Origin of the sequence: Pseudoalteromonas sp. H105, from assembly GCF_001469215.1 — a bacterium.
GTDB lineage: Bacteria > Pseudomonadota > Gammaproteobacteria > Enterobacterales > Alteromonadaceae > Pseudoalteromonas.
Genome location: NZ_LOFH01000008.1, coordinates 79,364 through 97,332 on the forward strand (window position 1 = coordinate 79,364; position 17,969 = coordinate 97,332).

Consider the following 17,969-nt stretch of genomic DNA (forward strand, 5'->3'; position numbering starts at 1 on the left):
TCAATAGTTGCGTGCGAAAATAAGTTATATACAATGCCGCGCCTTATATAAATTAATCAAAATCAGTGGTTTACACTTTGTTTTCGTTTGATTTAAAGGTCGGTAACTTATTAACTAATTTTTAACCAGCGAGGTTTGCTTTGGCGCATTATCTGCCTATTTTATCATCATTTATTTTAGTGTTTAGTTTTTTACCGCTATTAAATAAAATCCGTAAAAACCGAAGTGTATCGGGATTGTCATTATTGATGATGACGTTTGGCGTAGCGCAAAGTACGTACTTTATTACCTATAACGTTTATTTTGAACGTTTTTACATGGTATTACCTTTTGTCGTAACGGGTGGTTTAAGTGGCCTAATTTTGTATTACTTTGCGCGCTACAATGCCAAGCGCGAACAGCGAATCCAGTTAACAGCAATGCTAGGTTTTTCACTATTACCTTTTTTATTACTGTTAAATCCTCAGCTAGAGGCTGCTCAAGTACTTACGTGGCTGACGTTTGTTGGCTTGATCATGAGCTCAGTGCGTGTGATGCCCCAAACCTATAAAACGTTACGCAGTGGTGATATTAGCAACTTAAGTGCTCGTTACTTTAGCTTGCAGTTTATAGCGGGCCTATGTGGCTTATTTGCAGAACTTGCAATGGCGATCCCAAGTACCTCACACATCTTAACGTTTGTCATGATACTGCTGACGAATGCTGCGCAACTTGGTTGTATTCAATATTACAAAATGCGACCAGTCGCAGTTTAGCCCGTCAAAAGTGAAATAATTTTGATGTTCAATTAGCTTCGTGTATGGCAGTTTACCCTAAATAAACTTCCATACAGTGAGCTTTTAATGCAACTAACTATCCATCAAATAGACGCGTTTACCAGTGAGTTATTTAAAGGTATTTCGCCGCTGTAATTGATTTAGATACATAGCTTAGTGATCAGCTGATGCTAATGAAACCGCGTTTACGTGCAAACAAGCCGATGGCAGTTCCAAAGCAAGCACCTGAAGAGATACAGGTTATCCCACCAGTACTGTATAAACACTTGTCTATACAATCATTTAAGGTGTTGAAAAATAAATAGTTAAGCTTACTTAAAATATTGTATCCACTTGATGTTGTTGCAACCGCACCAAGCACACAATATGATTTTGTTTCGCGTTATTTTTGGCCTGCTAACGGTGGCGATGAAGATTTTGTGACGGGCTCAATTCATACTGGACTTGCGCCTTATTGGGCACAGCATTGTGGTAAAAACACGCTAAGTGCGTATCAAGCTGCAACTCGGGGTGGGCATATGCAATGTGATGTAGGTGATGATACGGTAACTTTAACAGGGCGAGCTGTACGCTACATGCAAGGCACAATTTATTTATAATTGTATTCGTTTAATTTACTCTCACGCAGTTTGTATTAGAACAAAAAAGCCGTACTTGAAGTACGGCTTAATATGGCTAGGTTACTGCTTATGCTTCGAGCGCTTTGCTGATTAAGCGGTCGATATACTGTTTATGTGCTTTAGTTGCTGTATCAGCACCCCATGGCGTGCTGCTATCTGCAATTTGTGTCAGCTGATAAAGTGCTGCGGTTTTTGCTAAGTTGTCGTGCTTACTTGCTTTACCCAGACCCGCAATTGCAATTAGCTGATTTACATATTGAATTTGTAAGTTATGGCTAATTGAGTTTGCTTCTTTACTGTCAACAAAAATACTTGCTGTTAAATCGCCCATAAACTGATTTAAGCTATATTCATTACCGTACAGTGCGGTGTCTGAAATACGCTGCATAACAGCTGGATGTAATAGTTGTGCAAGTACAGACTTTTGCATGCCTAAAATCATTTTATGTGGTTTTGGATCTTCGTTTTTACCGTAATGATTAAAACCACGGCGTTGCTGCTGCATATAGTTATAAAGCGGTTTCATGCTACTTAGCACATCAGGCGCAAATACATTTTTCGCTAAAATTTGCATCGCTTGTTGTTGGCGTTCAAGTGGCACAGGCGTAAATGGTTTTACATCGTTATTACCACCAACTACTGCACGCTCTACATACACACCACCGATTTGACGAGAAATGACGTTAGCTTGCGCTCGGTATTGGCCAAATAGGCTGTTTGCAGAAATAAGCAGCTGTTGGTGAGATTCACCTTCAACACGTGCTGTGTCTTTTAACTCAGAGAACAGTTTGTTGATCAGCGCCATTCTGTCTGCGCCGTAAGCCGCTGGGTTTGATGACATATCACCAATCATTACGCGCGGGTCAATATGACGACCTGGTGCACGCATGTCATCAGCATCATTACCAAAGGTAAGTGCGTGCTCTGTTGAACGTGCAAGAATCTGCTCTAGGCGTTGCTGCTCTGCCGCTTCATCAGCAAGTGCTGGGCTGTAACCAAATTCAATGGCCCAATCATCATATGGACCTGGTTTAGTTTGGAAAATATCACCTTGCTGCATGCCAATGGGGGCAATATTAGCTGGGGCATAATCCATGACAGAGCCTGTAACAATACCTTGTGTTTTTGATTTGTCATGTACTTCTTTTTCATCCCACAAAATGGACGATTTCATGTTGTGGTTTAGGCCTAGAGTATGACCGACTTCATGGAGTACAAGTTGAGTTAAACCTTGGCGTAAGATTTCTTTATCTTCTATGCTAGCACCCGTTGAAAGGCTATTGGCCAACATCATGTTTTGTTGAATTTCATGTCCTAACGAGCAATTTAATTCGCCAGTGCTAACTGGGTTGTTGCTGTGGCTCATAGTACCTTGCGTGAAGAGTGTGTCATAAATCCAACGGTTCTTCATGAATACAAACTCAAGCATGATATCTGAACCGAGTATTTCACCGGTTAATGGGTTGGCAAGTGCCGGGCCGTAGCCGCCAAATGGAGGGCGAGGTGAAGAAGTCCAACGTAATACGTTGTAATTAATGTCACCAGCATCCCAGTCTGCATCATCAGGCTGAACTTTTACTTCGATGGCATTTTTAAAGCCCGCTTTTTCAAATGAGCTGTTCCAAGCCAATGTGGCTTCTTTTATTGTATCGCGCCACTCGAGCGGTGTGGTGTTTTCGATCCACCACGTAATAGGTTTTACAGGCTCTGATAATGCTGCGCTTGGATCTTTCTTTTGCAAGTCCCAACGTTTAATGACATCTTTGTAAGGTGCCCAGTCTGGTGAAGTCATTTGATCAAATTGATTGGTGAAATAACCAATACGTGCATCGTCAAAACGAGGTTGATAGGTGTTTTCTGGTAAAGCGACAAATGAGTGCTGTACTTTTACCGACACATTACGTGGGTCACTGACTGCGCTTGAGCCGCGAACACTTGGGTTGGCATTTTCAAATACATAATCTACAACAACATCAAGGTTATTTGAGTACGGACGCTGTTTAATAATTCGCGATTTTTTATCGCTTAATTTACCGACTTTAAAACGTTTTTTCGCGTTTTTGTCGTTCGGGTTTGGCCACGGTGAAACTTTGTGCAGTGCTTCACTTAAAAAGAGTTTATCTACCTTAAAGGCAATTTTGTCTGCTTCGTGCTTTTCAATTTTGATGCTGGCAAGTACGGCTTCGCTGATATTGGCATCGGCTGCTCTGGCAATGGCGCTGTTTTCATCAAACTGATAGCGCGGGGTTTTGCTGATAATATCAATACGGTCAAAGTATTTTCTGAATTCGATTAATTTGGTTTCACGGTATGCACCACGAAAGTGCCCAGCATCAGTAACACCATCAACGGTATGTGCAAAGTAAACAAACGGTGTATCAAGTTGAGATTCATTGATAACCATTAAATGATCACCTGTTTTTTCATCTTGATATAGGCTAAAAATGCCTGCAAATTCAGTTTTGCCTTTAATTAATTCAGCAATTGTTTTGTCTTTTTTATCATCTTTTTTGTCTGCAGCCAAAGCGTGGCCGCTGGTCGCTAAAGCTAAACTTAATGCTAGCGTAAGGGTGGTTAATTTCATTTTCTGCTCTTTTTCGGCTAGTTAAAATCATGTTAAGTGTACCGAACTTAGTATTATAAAAAACAAATCTAAGATGAAAGGGGCACTTTATGAGTTATCTAATTGAATTTTATAAATTGTTTTTTTGTATCAAAATATAACAAGCGACTAATATAAGTGAGTGGGTTTTGTAACAGTTACTTACAAATGTCACGTTAATGTTTCATCGAGCTCTGTTATTATGGTCCCAGTAAAAAATTAAGGAGATTAATTATGCGAACAACGTTACTTAAAGGGATACTTCCTTTTGTGATACTGGGTTTCGGTATTGCAGGGTTTATGGCAATCAACGCCATTGCACAAGAATCAGAAAAAAAAGAGATAGTTGATACGCGCCCTACGGTGGAGGTTGAGCCTGTTGCCGCTAATAACCACCAGGTAGTTATTAATAGCTATGGTGAAGTTAAGCCGTTGGAAAGTACACGTTTATCCGCTCAAGTTTCTGGTGAAGTAGTGAGTTGGCACCCTAATTTTGTTACCGGTGGCATTGTTGCGCGTGGCGAGACTTTGTTTACCATTGAAAAAGGCAATTATGAAGCCGCATTACTACAAGCTGAGGCTGAACTGGCGCAAGCGCAAGCACAATTAATAGAAGAGCAAGCACAAGCGAAAGTGGCTGAAGATGAAGCAAAGCGTTTTCCAAATAAAGAACGCACCGCGCTATTTTTACGAGAGCCGCAAGTGCTCAGTGCACAAGCGTCGGTCAAATCAGCGCAAGCACGTTTGAAGCGTGCTCAACGAGATTTAGATAATTGTGAAGTAACCGCGCCTTATGATGCGCTTATTGTAAGCAGAGAAATTGGTGTTGGTCAGTATATTAATATGGGTTCACAAGTTGCTGAGCTGAATAATATTGAAACTGCAGAAGTCATTATTCCGATCGCAGGTTTTGATAGTGTATTTTTACCAGAGCGCGTTAAAGGTGTGAAAGCCACCGTGATAAAGTCTGGCTTGCATGGCTTTAGTCGCGAAGCGCAAATCGACCGTGATTTAGGGATTGTAGATACGGCAACACGCATGAGTAGTTTAGTTGTTCGCATTAATGACCCATATGGATTAACGAATAAGCACCCTGCGATTAAATTTGGCACCTATGTGCAAGTTAATTTTGCAGGCGCCATGCTTGAAAATATTTATCGTTTACCACAAGAATTGGTGAATAACCAAACAGTCTGGATTGTGAACGCTGAGCAGCAGCTGGAGTCACGTAAAGTAAGCGTCATTCGTGAAGAGGGTGAGTATTTTTACATCAGTGATGGTTTAGAAGCCGACGACAGACTGGTTGTGACGCTACCTGAATACCCGCAAAAAGGCATGGCGGTCAAAATTGCAGGTATGGCTGATGTCAAACAAAATGAGGCACTGCAAAGTGCTGACACAGAAAAGCTTTAATAGGGTGACTGCGTTATGAATAACACTGAACTACCCAGCTCTGAGCAACCACAAGCTGCTCCAAAACACGAAAAGCAAACAGGTATCATAGCCTACTTTGCTAATAACTCAGTTGCAGCTAATCTGATGATGTTCTTCATTATTATCATGGGTGTTATTAGCTTCTTTACAATGCAACGTCAGATGTTTCCAAACGTTGAGATTAATTATATTTCTATCAATGCAAATTATCCTGGGGCATCACCACAGGAAATGGAAGAAAGCATTTTAATTAAGATTGAAGAGTCGTTAAAAGACATCACTGAAATTAAGAAAGGGGTGTATCGCTCTTTTCGTAACGGCGGCAGTGCGCAGTTAGAAATTAATACAGATGCTGAGTTAAGCGAAGTACTTGATAAGGTGAAATTACGCATTGATGGTATTGCTACGTTCCCTGCGGGCATGGAGCCAGTCACCATAAGTCAGATTGAGTTTCGCCAAGATGTTATTGGTATGACACTGGTTGCTGACCTACCGCTGAAGGAACTTAAACCGATTGCTAATCGCATTGAAGATGAGCTGTTGCAACTATCAAACGTGTCGCTGGTGGTGAATGATGTGCCTCTTGATGAAATTGCGATTGAGATCGAACCCGATACATTACGCCAATATAACTTAACATTAAACGATGTTGCTGCTGCAATACGTCGTTATTCAGCTAACTTTTCAGCGGGCCAGTTGAAAACCGACGCAGGTGTTATTTCGGTTCGTGTCGAGAACCAGTTTTACTCAGGTGAAGAGTTTCGCCAAATCCCCGTTAAAATAGGCAGTAATGGCGCAAAAGTGTTGTTACAAGATATCGCCATCATTAAAGATCAATTCACTGAGGGTGAGCGATACTTCAAATTTAATGGTGAGAATGCGGTTTATTTATCTGTAAAAGCAACTGAAGATCAGAACATGATTCCTGTTGCAGAGTCAGTGAAAGCCTATATTGATCAAAAGAATAAAAATTTGCCATTAGGTGTGCGTTTAGTGCCGCTAATGGACATGACTTACTACCTGAATGCTCGTTTAGATATGATGCTGTCAAACCTTTTACAAGGTGCTGTGCTCGTTGCCATTATGTTATCTATCTTCTTGCGTTTTAAGCTCGCTTTGTGGGTTATGATTGGCCTGCCAGTGTGCTTCCTCGGTGCGATGATGATGATGCCATTATTTGGTGTGACCATTAATATTATTTCATTATTTGCATTCATTATGGTGCTAGGGATTGTGGTGGATGACGCCATTGTCATCGGTGAAAGTGCCTATACCGAAATAGAGAAAAAAGGCGGCGGAGTGGTCAATGTCGTTAATGGCGCTAAACGTGTTGCAACGCCTGCCACATTTGGTGTTTTAACAACCATTGCCGTATTTGCTCCATTCACACTATCAAGCGGTCCAGAAAGTGCGTTCTTTTTTGGTATCGCCGTTATCGTGATCTTGTGCTTAATCTTTAGCTTAATTGAATCAAAACTCATATTACCAGCTCATATCGCACATACTCATTTTGCTCCTATTAACCCCAATGGTTGGCGAGCGCGCTTTAATAAACGCTTCTTTGGTTTTGTTAATGGGCCCTACAAACGCTTTGTTGAGCGCTGTGTCGAGTGGCGTTGGGCTGTGTTGTTCTCGTTTATTGCGTTGCTTATTTTGACCTTTGGACTGATTTCATCAAACCAAGTTCGAACAGTGCCAACACCAAAAGTCCCACACGATTTCCCGCAAATTAATTTAGAGATGAATGATAACGCCTCTGATATTCAAACCATTAACGCGATTCGTGAAATTGAAGCCATGGTGCTTGATGTGGATAAACAAACTGAGCGCGAATTTGGTCAAAAAATAGTGCGTGATATATTGGTCTTTAACCGAGGCCGTACAGAAGCGCAATTACTTGCGCCGCTCGTTGAGGAAGATCTACGCCCATATAATGCGTTTGAGTTATCGCGAAGATGGCGCGAAGCGATGCCAAATATCGCAGGTCTTAAATCGCTGACTATTCAAGATGATGTAAATGGTGGCGGGGGTAACGGTGAGTTTGGTTATTTACTCTTTGGCTCAGATATTGATACGTTAAATGAAGCGGGTCGTCGCTTTATTCAGCTATTACAGCAGCAAGAAGGGTTATTCGATATTAGTTCAACAATCGATCCTGCAAGCAAAGAAGTACAGATGAGCCTCAAACCTGTTGCGTATGATTTGGGCTTAGATCTTGCGTCAATTGCAAACCAAGTCGGTGCTAGTTTTTACGGTGGCGAAGCGCAGCGTGTTATTCGTGGCGGCGAAGAAGTACGTGTAATGGTGCGCTACCCTAAATTAACGCGCGAAGCGTTTTCATCGCTTAAACATGCGGTAGTAACAACACCGCAAGGGAAAGAGGTTTTACTTGGTGATGTGGTCGAGTTGACCGAAAAACCAGGTATTAGCTATATTCGCCGTGAAGGTGGCTACCGTACGGTTTATATTTACGGCAGTATTGATGAAGAAGTCATTGAGCCAGGTGAAGTCGTTAAGCAGGTAAAAGAAAACCTATTACCGCAGTTAAAAGAAGAATACCCAAGCGTTAAGTCTGAGCTCGGTGGTGCTATTGAGGAACAGCAAGCACAAGCCAACGAACAAATTATGTTTTTCATTGGCGGCATGTTCTTGGTGTATATTTTACTCGCAGTACCTTTAAAAAGTTACTCGCAGCCATTAATTGTTATGTCGGTTATTCCATTTAGTTTAACGGGGGCAATTTGGGGGCATTACTGGTTTGGTTTAGATATTAGTTTAATGTCTGGCTTTGGTTTAATTGCAGCTGCAGGGGTTGTGATTAATGACTCCCTCGTCATGACTGACTTTGTTAACCAAGCACGCCGTGGTGGAGTGAGTGTGAAAGAAGCGGTTATTGAAGCAGGCTGCGCGCGCTTTAGACCGATCTTACTTACATCAATTACGACATTTGCGGGTGTTTTACCTATTATGTTTGAAACCAGCTTACAAGCAAAGTTTGTTATTCCAATGGCGGTTGCCCTTGGCTTTGCCGTGATGTTCGCAACCCTGATAACTCTCCTGTTAGTACCATGTTTGTACATTATACTCAGTGATATTCGCAGGATATTTAGAGGGATATTTAATAAAGTTAAAGGCCTGTTTCAGCGTAAAAAGCAACTCGCCTAACGTATTTATTAACAGCGAGTAAGATAAAAGCCAGTGCATTTTGTACTGGCTTTTTTGTTTTTATCAGTTTTAAGTGTTGGATTTTATATACTCAAACCACCTCAAGATGCAGAGTTCAGCGTTTCATAGGGGCTCAATATCAAGGCGTTACTTTGCAACAATGGGAGTCCCTTTTAAGCAATAACAACGATGAGAGTTAATGCCAACTGAAACTCGCACCTTGAGATGACTTGGGTATAGTTGATTACATTCTTTTGTTTGATATTTGTGTAGTGGGGCACTATACTCCAATTGTTTTGGCAAACTAGTCGAAAGGTTAGGACGCAAAGTTTCCGGTCTAAGGTTTTAACACTAAGATAGCGGGGCTGCTACACATAGTTTATTACTTCAATGTGTACCTGCGTCCGTAAAAAGTATTTCTTTTGTCCTTTAAATGTTAGATAGTACCTATTAAGTGTTATTAAGGTGTCGCTTTGTTTATGCATTCGTCATTGACCTGCGGAGAGTGGTCGACAATAGGTTGCTTAAATCATCATACCCGCTTATTTGTGGGAGATATGGTGACGGTGACTTTTTATGACGCGCAAGGAGAGCTAGTCGATTTATCATTTGATTATAAGATTACCAGTAGTGAGCAAGGTGAGCCGCAAAGCTGGCCGCGATATATAGCTGAACATATCAATATGTATATTCCACTCGTGGAAGCAGGCAAAATGACGGAGCATGGCTTGATCGTTGCTTATCGATCTAATCAGATTTATGCGCTTAAAGGGTCGGGAATTATAAACGCCGAACTGACCTTCCACTGTATCGCTCAATGTGACGACTGGAAAAAAGATGAGCCTGCTTATGATTATGTTTATCCTAATAAAAGTTGCGATTATAATGCTGGCGTTAAAGTGTTACAGCCTAAAACGGGTAAGATCTACAGATGTAAACCGTGGCCGTTTGATCAATTTTGTAAGGTAAAAGAAGAAAATAACCCACTTTATGAGCCCGGTGTAGGACAAAGTTGGGGTTTAGCATGGCAACAAGTGTCGTGTAATTAAACAGTTCCCTCTGATGCTATTTAGCATTTTCATGCCCACTCATTTTGAGTGGGCTTTTTTATACGTATTTAAAAAATATGGTAAACTGAGCCTAACAAAAACTTTTACTGGTTCAGCTGTGTCTAAACAAACTATATCGTTATCTGTCCTTGCAAATGCGCCATGTGCGCGTAAGCAACCACATTCTTTAACCACACATAATAAAACACGTGTTGATGATTATTATTGGATGCGTGACGATAACAGAGAAAATAGCGAAATTTTAGCGCATCTAACAGCAGAGAATAATTATTGTGACAAGCAGCTTGCGCCAATAAAGCCGCTTCAAACACAGTTATTTGAAGAGTTGAAAGGGCGAATAGTAAAAGACGATAATAGTTTTCCGGTTAAAGATGGCCAATTCTGGTATCACGCAGAAGTGCGTGGCGATGATGAATATGCCCGCCACTATCGTAGTCGCGATATTACCATGCAAGATAAGCAACTTTTACTTGATGTTAATAGTCTTGCACAAGGCATTGAGTTTTACGAACTTGGTGAAGTGGCCGTTAGCCCTAATGAGCAGCTACTCGCTTATTCAGAAGATACTGAAGGACGCCGTATTTATGCGATTAAATTTAAATCCATAGATGATGATTCGTTATTGGATGATGTGTTAGAAAACACCGAAGGTCAGGTTGTTTGGGCAAACGATAATAAAACCCTGTTCTACGTTAAAAAAGATCTTAAAACATTGCTCGGTTTTCAGGTGTTTCGCCATGTATTAGGCACACCACAAGCTGACGATGTATTAGTTTACGAAGAACACGACAGTAGCTTTTTTATGGGGCTTGGCAAAAGTCGCGATGAAAGTTTAATTATTATTGATTTAGCATCCACAGAAACAAATGATACTTGGGTGCTGGATGCGAATCAGCCTCTGGGTGAGTTTAAACAGCTTATGCCGCGTGAAGAAGGTCATGAATTCGATATTGATAAACTCGGTGACACCTTTTATATCGTAAGTAATTGGCGGGCTAAAAACTTTCGTCTAATGACCGCTAGCACCGCCACTATATCGGATAAAACATTATGGCAAGAACACACGGCTCATCGTGACAACGTGTTATTAGAAGGTGTTGAAATATTTGATGAGTTTTTAGTTCTTACTGAACGAGAGCTGGGACAAACACGCTTTATTGTTGTCAATAACTTACAACAACGTATGGCGTTAGCGTTTGACGATCCCTGTTATTACGCCGCGATAGCAACTAACCCTGAAAGCAACTCTAAAACAGCACGTATTTATTACTCAAGCTTAACGACACAGGGGTCATTGTATGAAGTTAACTTAGCAAGTGGTGAAAAAACACTGTTAAAGCAGCAACGTGTGCTGGGTGATTTTGAAAGTGAGAACTACACATCAGAGCGTGTAATGGTCGCAGCGCGAGACGGTGAAATCGTACCGGTTTCGTTAGTGTACCGTAAAGACACCTTTAAGAAAGACGGCACAAATCCGTTATTTCAATATGGCTATGGCGCCTACGGCATAACAATCGATCCCAGCTTTTCCAGCGCCTCTTTAAGCTTATTAGATCGTGGGTTTGTATACGCAATAGCACATGTTCGCGGCAGTGAAATGTTGGGCCGTCATTGGTATGAGCAAGGCAAAAAGCAGCATAAGCAAAATAGTTTTAGTGATTTTATTGATGTAACAAAAGCATTGGTTGATCAAGGCTATGGCGCAAAAGATAAAGTTTTCGCCTCGGGGGGGAGTGCTGGTGGGTTACTTATGGGCGCGGTTGTTAACCAAGCGCCAGAACTCTACTTAGGCGTGGGTTGCCATGTGCCGTTTTTAGATGTGTTAACGACCATGCTCGATGAATCAATTCCGCTTACGACAAATGAGTATGATGAGTGGGGAAACCCGAATGACCCTGCGTATTACGATGTTATTGCTGATTACTCACCGTATGATAATATCAAAACACAAGCCTACCCACACATACTTGTTACGACTGGTTTGCACGATTCTCAGGTGCAATATTGGGAGCCAATGAAGTGGGTCGCCAAGATGCGAGAACACAAAACTGACGATCACGTTTTAATTTTTAAAACAGATATGGATGCAGGCCATGGTGGAGCATCAGGACGATTTAAAAGCTTAGAAGAAAAAGCATTGGAGATGGCCTTTTTTATAAGCCTTGTTGATTCGTAAACATTTAGCCAGCAGCGGCTGTTTACTGAGGTTCACATATGTTTAAACCACATGGTAGTTGGCTGTATAGCATTGAGCCCCCTGTTATATATATTAAAGCGTCAGGGTGCTTCAATCGCGAAGGCGTTTTAGGTTTTGTTAAAGAAGTCCAAGCTGATTTGAGTGCTTTACCGGGTCAGTCAGTTAAGCAAGCAGTGATAAACTTAGCCGAATTTGAGCTTATTACTGCCGATAGCTTAACGGTCGCTAAAGAATACTTTCATGGTTTAAAAGCCCGAGGCTATGAACGAGTTGATTATATCAGCCCGAGTGTGATTGCTAAAAGTATGCTCGAAAGTATTTGGCGTGGCACTGATATGAACGTGCACTTTTATTCTACCGCGCAAAACTACATTGATTGCTACCCTGAGCGCGACTATGTAAAAAACTGGCTGTAGTTAAAGCCGTTATAAGATAGCGGATAAACTGTTTTTATAACGTCGAGATAAGTTTAATTGCACGCCGTTTTTTAATTTTAGTTTATAGTCACCACTTTCTGTTACAGCCAGCTCTGATATAACTGTTTGTTTTACCAGTGTTGAGCGATGCACTCTGATGAACCCTGCAGGTGCAAGCTGTTGCTCAATATTTTTCATCGTTTCACGGTGTAATATGCTCCCCTCTTGTTGCCAAAAATGCAGCTCGACATAATTACCAGCGCCGTTAATCCAAATAATGTCATCTATTTCAATTAACCTTACTTTGCCAATATCTTTCACGATGAGATGTGAGTCTGTTAATGACGTTGTGAGTGGGTGTGCGTGTTCCATTGCACTGGCTAAAGGGCATAAGTGGATAAGTTTATCAAAACATTTGTTTAACCGAGAAAGTGGACTGTGTGTTGTTATAAAATCAATGGCTCCTATTTCAAAAGCTAAAGTCGCGAGTGTTGGATCATCAGCGATAATAACCAATTTAGCGTGTTTACCCAGATCAATAAGCTGGATCAGTAACGCCGGGTGTGGCGTTTCGGTGAGTTGCAGCAATATGACATTAAATTTGCTTGTATCAAGCCTCTCCAGTTGGGCTAAGTTGGTTGAGGTATGAGAATAAAAATGTCTATTAGCATCAAGTTGTATGCCGATCAATGTGTTGAATTGTGAGTCGTTAACGAGTGTTAAGGCATTAAAATAAGCAGTAAACATGTGCTAATCCCATTATGTGTATAAGAGAGAAGACCTTGTCTGTCCCAATTTATTTCATAATGAGTTTAAATTGTTAATTTTTTCACCTGTGTTTTTATTTTGTCACGTAGAACCCACCGCTCGTACCACCATGGAGGCAAGTAACGGAATAGCGATAGAGTCAGTGAGTGTATTTCCTTAACGTGACTACTTAGTAACATTTTCGTTACTTAGAGCAATGATTCAGGGGAACTCATATGAAAATAAAAACAGGCACGCAAGCGTTAAGTTTTAAACGATCATCAATAACATTAGCCATGGGAGCCGCATTATTTGGTGGTTTTTCATTTCAAGCTAGTGCGGCTGATACTACAACTGCTGAAAAAGTCGAGCGGATTGAAATTACAGGGTCTCGTATTAAAAGGGCTGATATAGAAGGTGCATCACCGGTAACCTCAATAGGCCGTTTAGCGATTGAGTCGTCAGGTGTTCAAAACATTGGTGAATTGTTACAAACCGTTGCGCAAGCTGATTTATCCGGGTTAACGCAACTGACAAATAACACCAACGGTAATGATGGATCGCAAACAATATCATTGCGAAACTTAGGTGATAATCGCACGCTTGTTTTAGTTGATGGTCGACGGTTTTTAGCGTTGGGTGGTGGCCAAGTTGATATTTCTCAAATTCCAATCGCGATTGTTGAGCGCGTTGATATTTTAGCGGATGGCGCATCTGCAGTTTATGGTACCGATGCGATTGCCGGTGTCGTAAATATTATTACTAAAGATGGCTTTGAAGGTGTGAGCCTAGACGCAAGTATTGGCGCTAATTTTGAAGGCGATGGTGAATATAAACAAGCGGGGCTTTCTATCGGCACAATTAAAGGGGATACCTCGCTGTTTTTAAATATTTCTAAATCTGAAGAGAAAGAAATTGGTGCCGGGGACAGAGAAATATCAAAATACCCAGTTGCTTATGTGCCACAACGCTTTGGTAGTGCATTTGGTCTGTATGGCATTTTTGGCACATCAGACGGGCTAGTGTCTCTGGATCCAACTAAAGAAGGAAGCGGTGTGCGCACTGCTGATGACTTTGAACCCTTTGGTACAAAGCACCGCTATAATTTTGCCCCCACTAATTATTTAAAAACGCCTTCGGATAGGCTTAACGTTTTTGCAAAAGTAAATCATGAGTTCAGTGATTCACTCAGTGCATTTATTGATTTTACTTATAATCAGCGCAAATCAGTCACACAAATTGCGGCAGTGCCATTAACCGCTGGATTTTCAGGCCCACAGTGGGAAATTCCTTATAGCAAAGACAATATTTATAACCCTTTTGGTGAAGATCTAACTTCATTTGGCTTTAGAACGCTGCCAATTGGCCCACGTACCAGCATTCAAGATTATGATACATACTTTATAACGGGTGGGTTTGAAGGTGATTTTGAAATTGCAGATAGAATCTTGTTGTGGGATATCTCCATGTCGAGAGGTGACTCCAGTCGCAGCGTGAAAGGTGAGAACTACGTCAACCTTCAAAACTTAAGAAATGCAGTAGGCCCCTCGTTTATTGCCGACGGTGTAGCGCAATGCGGCACAGCCGACAATGCCATAGCAGGCTGTGTACCACTTAACTTATTTAACGGCGAAACCGGTTTTACTGATGAAATGGCTAACTATATTGGCTATGAATTGAATGACCAAGTGAACACGGGGGCAACTAACTTTGCCGCTAATATTAGTGGCGAAATATTTGAATTACCCGCTGGTTGGGTTGGGTTTGCGGCCGGTATTGAAAAGCGCACCAACACCTTTTCTGACAGTCCTGACGCCTTAATTGCAGCCGGTTTAAGCTCAAGTAACTTCAGAGAACCCACTAACGGGAAGCAAACAGCAGAAGAAGCGTATTTTGAATTTGCGGTGCCAGTGCTTTCTGACTTACCGGGTATTCAACAGCTAGATATTAGCTTGGCTGGGCGTTTTTCTGATTTTGAAAACAGTGGTTTTGTCGGGGTTGAGCCTGTTACTTCCACATTTGATAATGAAAGCTTTAAGCTTGGCTTTACATGGCGTGTCTATGACGATCTCATGCTTCGCGGTAATTACTCAGATACCTTTAGAGCACCTTCCGTTAATAATTTATTTGCTGGTGGCGGTGAAGGATTTCCATCGACTCAAGATCCCTGTAATACAACGCAGTTTGACTTGCAGTCAGCAGAGACTCAGTCGCGCTGCTTAGCCGATAATGTACCTAATGGTGGGTCGATTCAACCTACCGGGCAACTGCGCTCGCTAAACGGGGGTAACCCAGACCTTGAGCCTGAAGAAGGCAACACCAAAACATTTGGTTTTGTTTATAACCCAAGTTGGTTAGATGGGTTTGATATGACGGTTGATTACTACAGAATTGAGCTGCAAGAAGCGCTGTCTTCCATCTCGGCTGCTGGCATGCTTAATCGTTGTTATGTGCAGGGGGAAGATGAGTTTTGTGGATTTATTGAACGTCGCGAAGACGGTCGTATCGCCACAGTCAGAACCTCGCAATTTAACTTAGCGCAACTACAAGTTGAAGGGTATGACTTTAATGCTAATTATCGTTTTGATACGCACGAGATGGGGAGTTTTGCATTTCGTTTAAATGGCTCATACACAGACAAATATCGCTCAGCAGGGAGTGAGGAAAGTATCAATGATGCAGATAACCAAGTCGCGGCAATTGACAGTGATATTTTACGCTGGCGCGGTACGTTCAATACCACGTGGACATATGATGATCTCTCGGTGACATGGGGTATGCGCTATACAAGTGATATTACGGAGTCTTGCTCTATTCCAGATAGCTTTGTTGAGGACGGTTTAGCAACACGAGAGCTCTGTAATCAGCGAGATCACACCAGTGAAGATAATCCTAACGGCTTAAATCGCGTAGGGAGTGTGATCTACCATGATTTATCAGCAAGTTACGCATTACCTTGGCAAGCCAGTGTACGTGTTGGTATGAGGAATGTATTTCAAAAAGAGCCACCAATCGCTTTAAATCCATTTGCGAATTCATTCTACTCTGTTCATGATATTCCCGGTGGAACGTGGTTCTTAAATTATAAGCAAGGTTTTTAATTGAAGAGATCAAAAAAGCGTTAATAGCGTATAAAAAATGCCAGTTAATCAGTTAGCTGGCATTTTTATTTGTATAGTAAACAAAGTGGTAAACAATTAATCGTAAATCAATGGAAGCCGCTTAAACCTAAAACAACGCCGCTGGTAACAGTGGCGTTGTTGTTTGTTAGTCAAACGGTAGTATGTAAAACGAATCGATTATTTAACGATTTATCCCTACTAGAGCCCTCTAAGGAGGGCTTTCTTAAGCCCGGCTATGTTTAATCTAAATAGGCTTTTAGCATCCAAACAAGCTTTTCTTGTTCAGTGATATAGTCGCCCATCAATGAGGCCGTACCTTCATCGTGTGCATCACCTGCTTTTGCTAAAATGTGACGTTGCATTTTTATAAGCGTGCTGTAACCGCCAAGTAGGTTTTCGACAGCCGTCACACCATCACTTATGCCTTTAGCTTCTTTAATTTCACTGATCGTTAAATAATCAGAGAAGGCATGCAGTGGTGCACCGTCAAGTGTCAAAATACGCTCTGCAATTTCATCCACTTTTAAAAGTAGTAAGTTGTAAATCTCTTCAAATTTAAGGTGTAATTCAAAGAAATTACGTCCTTTAATGTTCCAATGAAATCCGCGAGCATTCATATACTGAATTTGGTAGCTGCTCAACAGTATGTTGAGTGATTTTACGATATCTTCACTTTCTGCACTATTAAGGCCAATTGCATTTACCTGTGACATGATCTCTCCTTAAATGGATAATTAACGTACTCGTTGTTGTTAAGATTGAGTATTAGTCATTTTAAGCAATCTGTAAAATGGTTAAAATCAATCAAATTGATAGTTTAAATCTATCGAATACTTACTTTACAGTATAAAACAACCCCAAATTGATTAAAAAAGAAACAGGAATATGATCTAAAACAAACTTAGGGAGGGCAAGTGAGTAAGCAAACTCCTAATTTGATTTAGGTCAAAAACTGAGTTCTTGGCAGGCGCATAATCAACCTAGTTAAACAATTAGGAGATAACTCATGCAGGCTAAAACACAAAAAGAAAGTAAAATGGAATTAGTGGTGATTGGTATTGCGTTGATTGCATTTGTTGTAGGGTTAGTCGGTCACTTAGCAGGCGCAAGCTTCGCAAACTTTGACACCTTTGGTTATATTGCAGCACCGACGCCCTTAATTTTGGCAATCATTGCATTTATTGCTTACAAAGTGGCTGCTAGTGCAGAAGATTAAACAAGTAACCCAACAATGTAGTTCATTACTTGGCGTGAGTAGATCATCGCGGTGTGACTTAAGTGGAACACTTTATGCTCTGCCATGCCATTTAATTTTGTTTCGTCTAGCAGTACCGTACCATCTGACTGGCTGCCCTTCGCTATTAGTGGCATCAAGCCCAAGGGTAAATCACCCGCTATGCTGTATAGCTTGGCTTTAAAAGGCCAATCCCCATTTTTAGACAACAGAAACTCTACACTATTTTTCAAAAATACTTCAAAGCCCTTTTGTTGCATTTGGTGGGCAATATGACTGCCTTTATGCGGCGTGCCTAACGTAATTACTTTTGTAACATTTTTACTTTGTAAAGAGTGCGCTTCAAGGTAGGCCCTTGCGACTAAACCACCCATAGAATGGCATACCAGCGCAGTTTCTTTATCACTAATAAAAGCATCTATTTGATTAAAAATAGTCTCACGATCTGGGGTAAGCGTGTTATAGGATAAGTTCAGTATGCTTAACCCTTCTTTTTCAAGGCGAGAACATAAAGGGCGCATTACAAAGCCAGACATATACAACCCATGTAATACCACAACCTGTTTAATAGTCATACGCCCTCTTA

Annotated in this window: 13 protein-coding genes and 1 riboswitch; of the genes, 9 read left to right on the plus strand and 4 right to left on the minus strand. The window is 41.2% G+C overall.

What is annotated here, in order from left to right:
* Positions 1-140 precede the first annotated feature (140 nt).
* Positions 141-755 (plus strand): SemiSWEET family transporter, encoded by a 615-nt coding sequence (locus tag ATS75_RS14025; protein ID WP_058561043.1) that lies wholly within the window; start codon positions 141-143, stop codon positions 753-755.
* A gap of 344 nt (positions 756-1,099) precedes the next feature.
* Entirely contained in the window at positions 1,100-1,375 is a 276-nt protein-coding gene (locus ATS75_RS20655; protein WP_058561044.1) for a PhzF family phenazine biosynthesis protein, read from the plus strand.
* An 88-nt stretch (positions 1,376-1,463) separates the two neighbouring features.
* Here the strand turns inward: ATS75_RS20655 and ATS75_RS14035 are convergent, their stop codons facing one another.
* Positions 1,464-3,980 (minus strand): zinc-dependent metalloprotease, encoded by a 2,517-nt coding sequence (locus ATS75_RS14035; RefSeq protein WP_058561045.1) that lies wholly within the window; start codon positions 3,978-3,980, stop codon positions 1,464-1,466.
* Positions 3,981-4,232: 252 nt separating this feature from the next.
* Between ATS75_RS14035 and ATS75_RS14040 the strand changes: the two genes are divergently transcribed.
* From ATS75_RS14040 to ATS75_RS14060, 5 genes are all read left to right on the plus strand, one after another.
* Positions 4,233-5,411: an efflux RND transporter periplasmic adaptor subunit gene (locus ATS75_RS14040; protein WP_058561046.1), complete on the plus strand. Its 1,179-nt coding sequence runs from the start codon at positions 4,233-4,235 to the stop codon at positions 5,409-5,411.
* Positions 5,412-5,426: 15 nt separating this feature from the next.
* Positions 5,427-8,597: an efflux RND transporter permease subunit gene (locus ATS75_RS14045; RefSeq protein WP_058561047.1), complete on the plus strand. Its 3,171-nt coding sequence runs from the start codon at positions 5,427-5,429 to the stop codon at positions 8,595-8,597.
* Positions 8,598-8,885: 288 nt separating this feature from the next.
* Positions 8,886-8,970: riboswitch (cyclic di-GMP riboswitch) on the plus strand.
* 106 nt (positions 8,971-9,076) lie between these two features.
* On the plus strand, positions 9,077-9,646 hold the full coding sequence (locus tag ATS75_RS14050) for a hypothetical protein (protein WP_058561048.1): 570 nt from the start codon (positions 9,077-9,079) through the stop codon (positions 9,644-9,646).
* A gap of 13 nt (positions 9,647-9,659) precedes the next feature.
* On the plus strand, positions 9,660-11,843 hold the full coding sequence (locus ATS75_RS14055) for a S9 family peptidase (RefSeq protein ID WP_082665491.1): 2,184 nt from the start codon (positions 9,660-9,662) through the stop codon (positions 11,841-11,843).
* A 38-nt stretch (positions 11,844-11,881) separates the two neighbouring features.
* Entirely contained in the window at positions 11,882-12,280 is a 399-nt protein-coding gene (locus ATS75_RS14060; RefSeq protein ID WP_058561049.1) for a hypothetical protein, read from the plus strand.
* A gap of 9 nt (positions 12,281-12,289) precedes the next feature.
* Here ATS75_RS14060 and ATS75_RS14065 read toward each other — a convergent pair whose 3' ends face one another.
* Complete coding sequence (locus tag ATS75_RS14065) at positions 12,290-13,027, minus strand: LytR/AlgR family response regulator transcription factor (RefSeq protein WP_058561050.1); 738 nt, start codon at positions 13,025-13,027, stop codon at positions 12,290-12,292.
* Between the two features lie 236 nt (positions 13,028-13,263).
* On the opposite strand from ATS75_RS14065, the gene ATS75_RS14070 reads away from it, so the two are divergent.
* Positions 13,264-16,128, plus strand: coding sequence for a TonB-dependent receptor domain-containing protein (locus ATS75_RS14070; protein WP_058561051.1), 2,865 nt, complete (start codon positions 13,264-13,266; stop codon positions 16,126-16,128).
* A gap of 260 nt (positions 16,129-16,388) precedes the next feature.
* Here the strand turns inward: ATS75_RS14070 and ATS75_RS14075 are convergent, their stop codons facing one another.
* Positions 16,389-16,862, minus strand: coding sequence for a Dps family protein (locus ATS75_RS14075; RefSeq protein WP_058561052.1), 474 nt, complete (start codon positions 16,860-16,862; stop codon positions 16,389-16,391).
* A 293-nt stretch (positions 16,863-17,155) separates the two neighbouring features.
* Here ATS75_RS14075 and ATS75_RS14080 point away from each other — a divergent pair, with 293 nt between their 5' ends.
* Positions 17,156-17,365: a hypothetical protein gene (locus ATS75_RS14080; protein WP_058561053.1), complete on the plus strand. Its 210-nt coding sequence runs from the start codon at positions 17,156-17,158 to the stop codon at positions 17,363-17,365.
* Here the strand turns inward: ATS75_RS14080 and ATS75_RS14085 are convergent.
* Positions 17,362-17,958, minus strand: a complete 597-nt coding sequence (locus ATS75_RS14085) for an alpha/beta hydrolase (protein ID WP_058561054.1) — start codon at positions 17,956-17,958, stop codon at positions 17,362-17,364. The genes ATS75_RS14080 and ATS75_RS14085 overlap by 4 nt on opposite strands.
* Between the last annotated feature and the right edge of the window lie 11 nt (positions 17,959-17,969).

Bases quoted from the DNA above. Each gene is read 5' to 3' on its own strand.
- ATS75_RS14060 (WP_058561049.1), top strand. From the start codon at position 11,882: ATGTTTAAACCACATGGTAGTTGGCTGTATAGCATTGAGCCCCCTGTT.
- ATS75_RS14040 (WP_058561046.1), top strand. From the start codon at position 4,233: ATGCGAACAACGTTACTTAAAGGGATACTTCCTTTTGTGATACTGGGT.
- ATS75_RS14055 (WP_082665491.1), top strand. From the start codon at position 9,660: ATGCTATTTAGCATTTTCATGCCCACTCATTTTGAGTGGGCTTTTTTA.
- ATS75_RS14045 (WP_058561047.1), top strand. From the start codon at position 5,427: ATGAATAACACTGAACTACCCAGCTCTGAGCAACCACAAGCTGCTCCA.
- ATS75_RS14070 (WP_058561051.1), top strand. From the start codon at position 13,264: ATGAAAATAAAAACAGGCACGCAAGCGTTAAGTTTTAAACGATCATCA.
- ATS75_RS14065 (WP_058561050.1), bottom strand. From the start codon at position 13,027: ATGTTTACTGCTTATTTTAATGCCTTAACACTCGTTAACGACTCACAA.
- ATS75_RS14050 (WP_058561048.1), top strand. From the start codon at position 9,077: ATGCATTCGTCATTGACCTGCGGAGAGTGGTCGACAATAGGTTGCTTA.
- ATS75_RS14075 (WP_058561052.1), bottom strand. From the start codon at position 16,862: ATGTCACAGGTAAATGCAATTGGCCTTAATAGTGCAGAAAGTGAAGAT.
- ATS75_RS14035 (WP_058561045.1), bottom strand. From the start codon at position 3,980: ATGAAATTAACCACCCTTACGCTAGCATTAAGTTTAGCTTTAGCGACC.
- ATS75_RS14085 (WP_058561054.1), bottom strand. From the start codon at position 17,958: ATGACTATTAAACAGGTTGTGGTATTACATGGGTTGTATATGTCTGGC.
- ATS75_RS14080 (WP_058561053.1), top strand. From the start codon at position 17,156: ATGCAGGCTAAAACACAAAAAGAAAGTAAAATGGAATTAGTGGTGATT.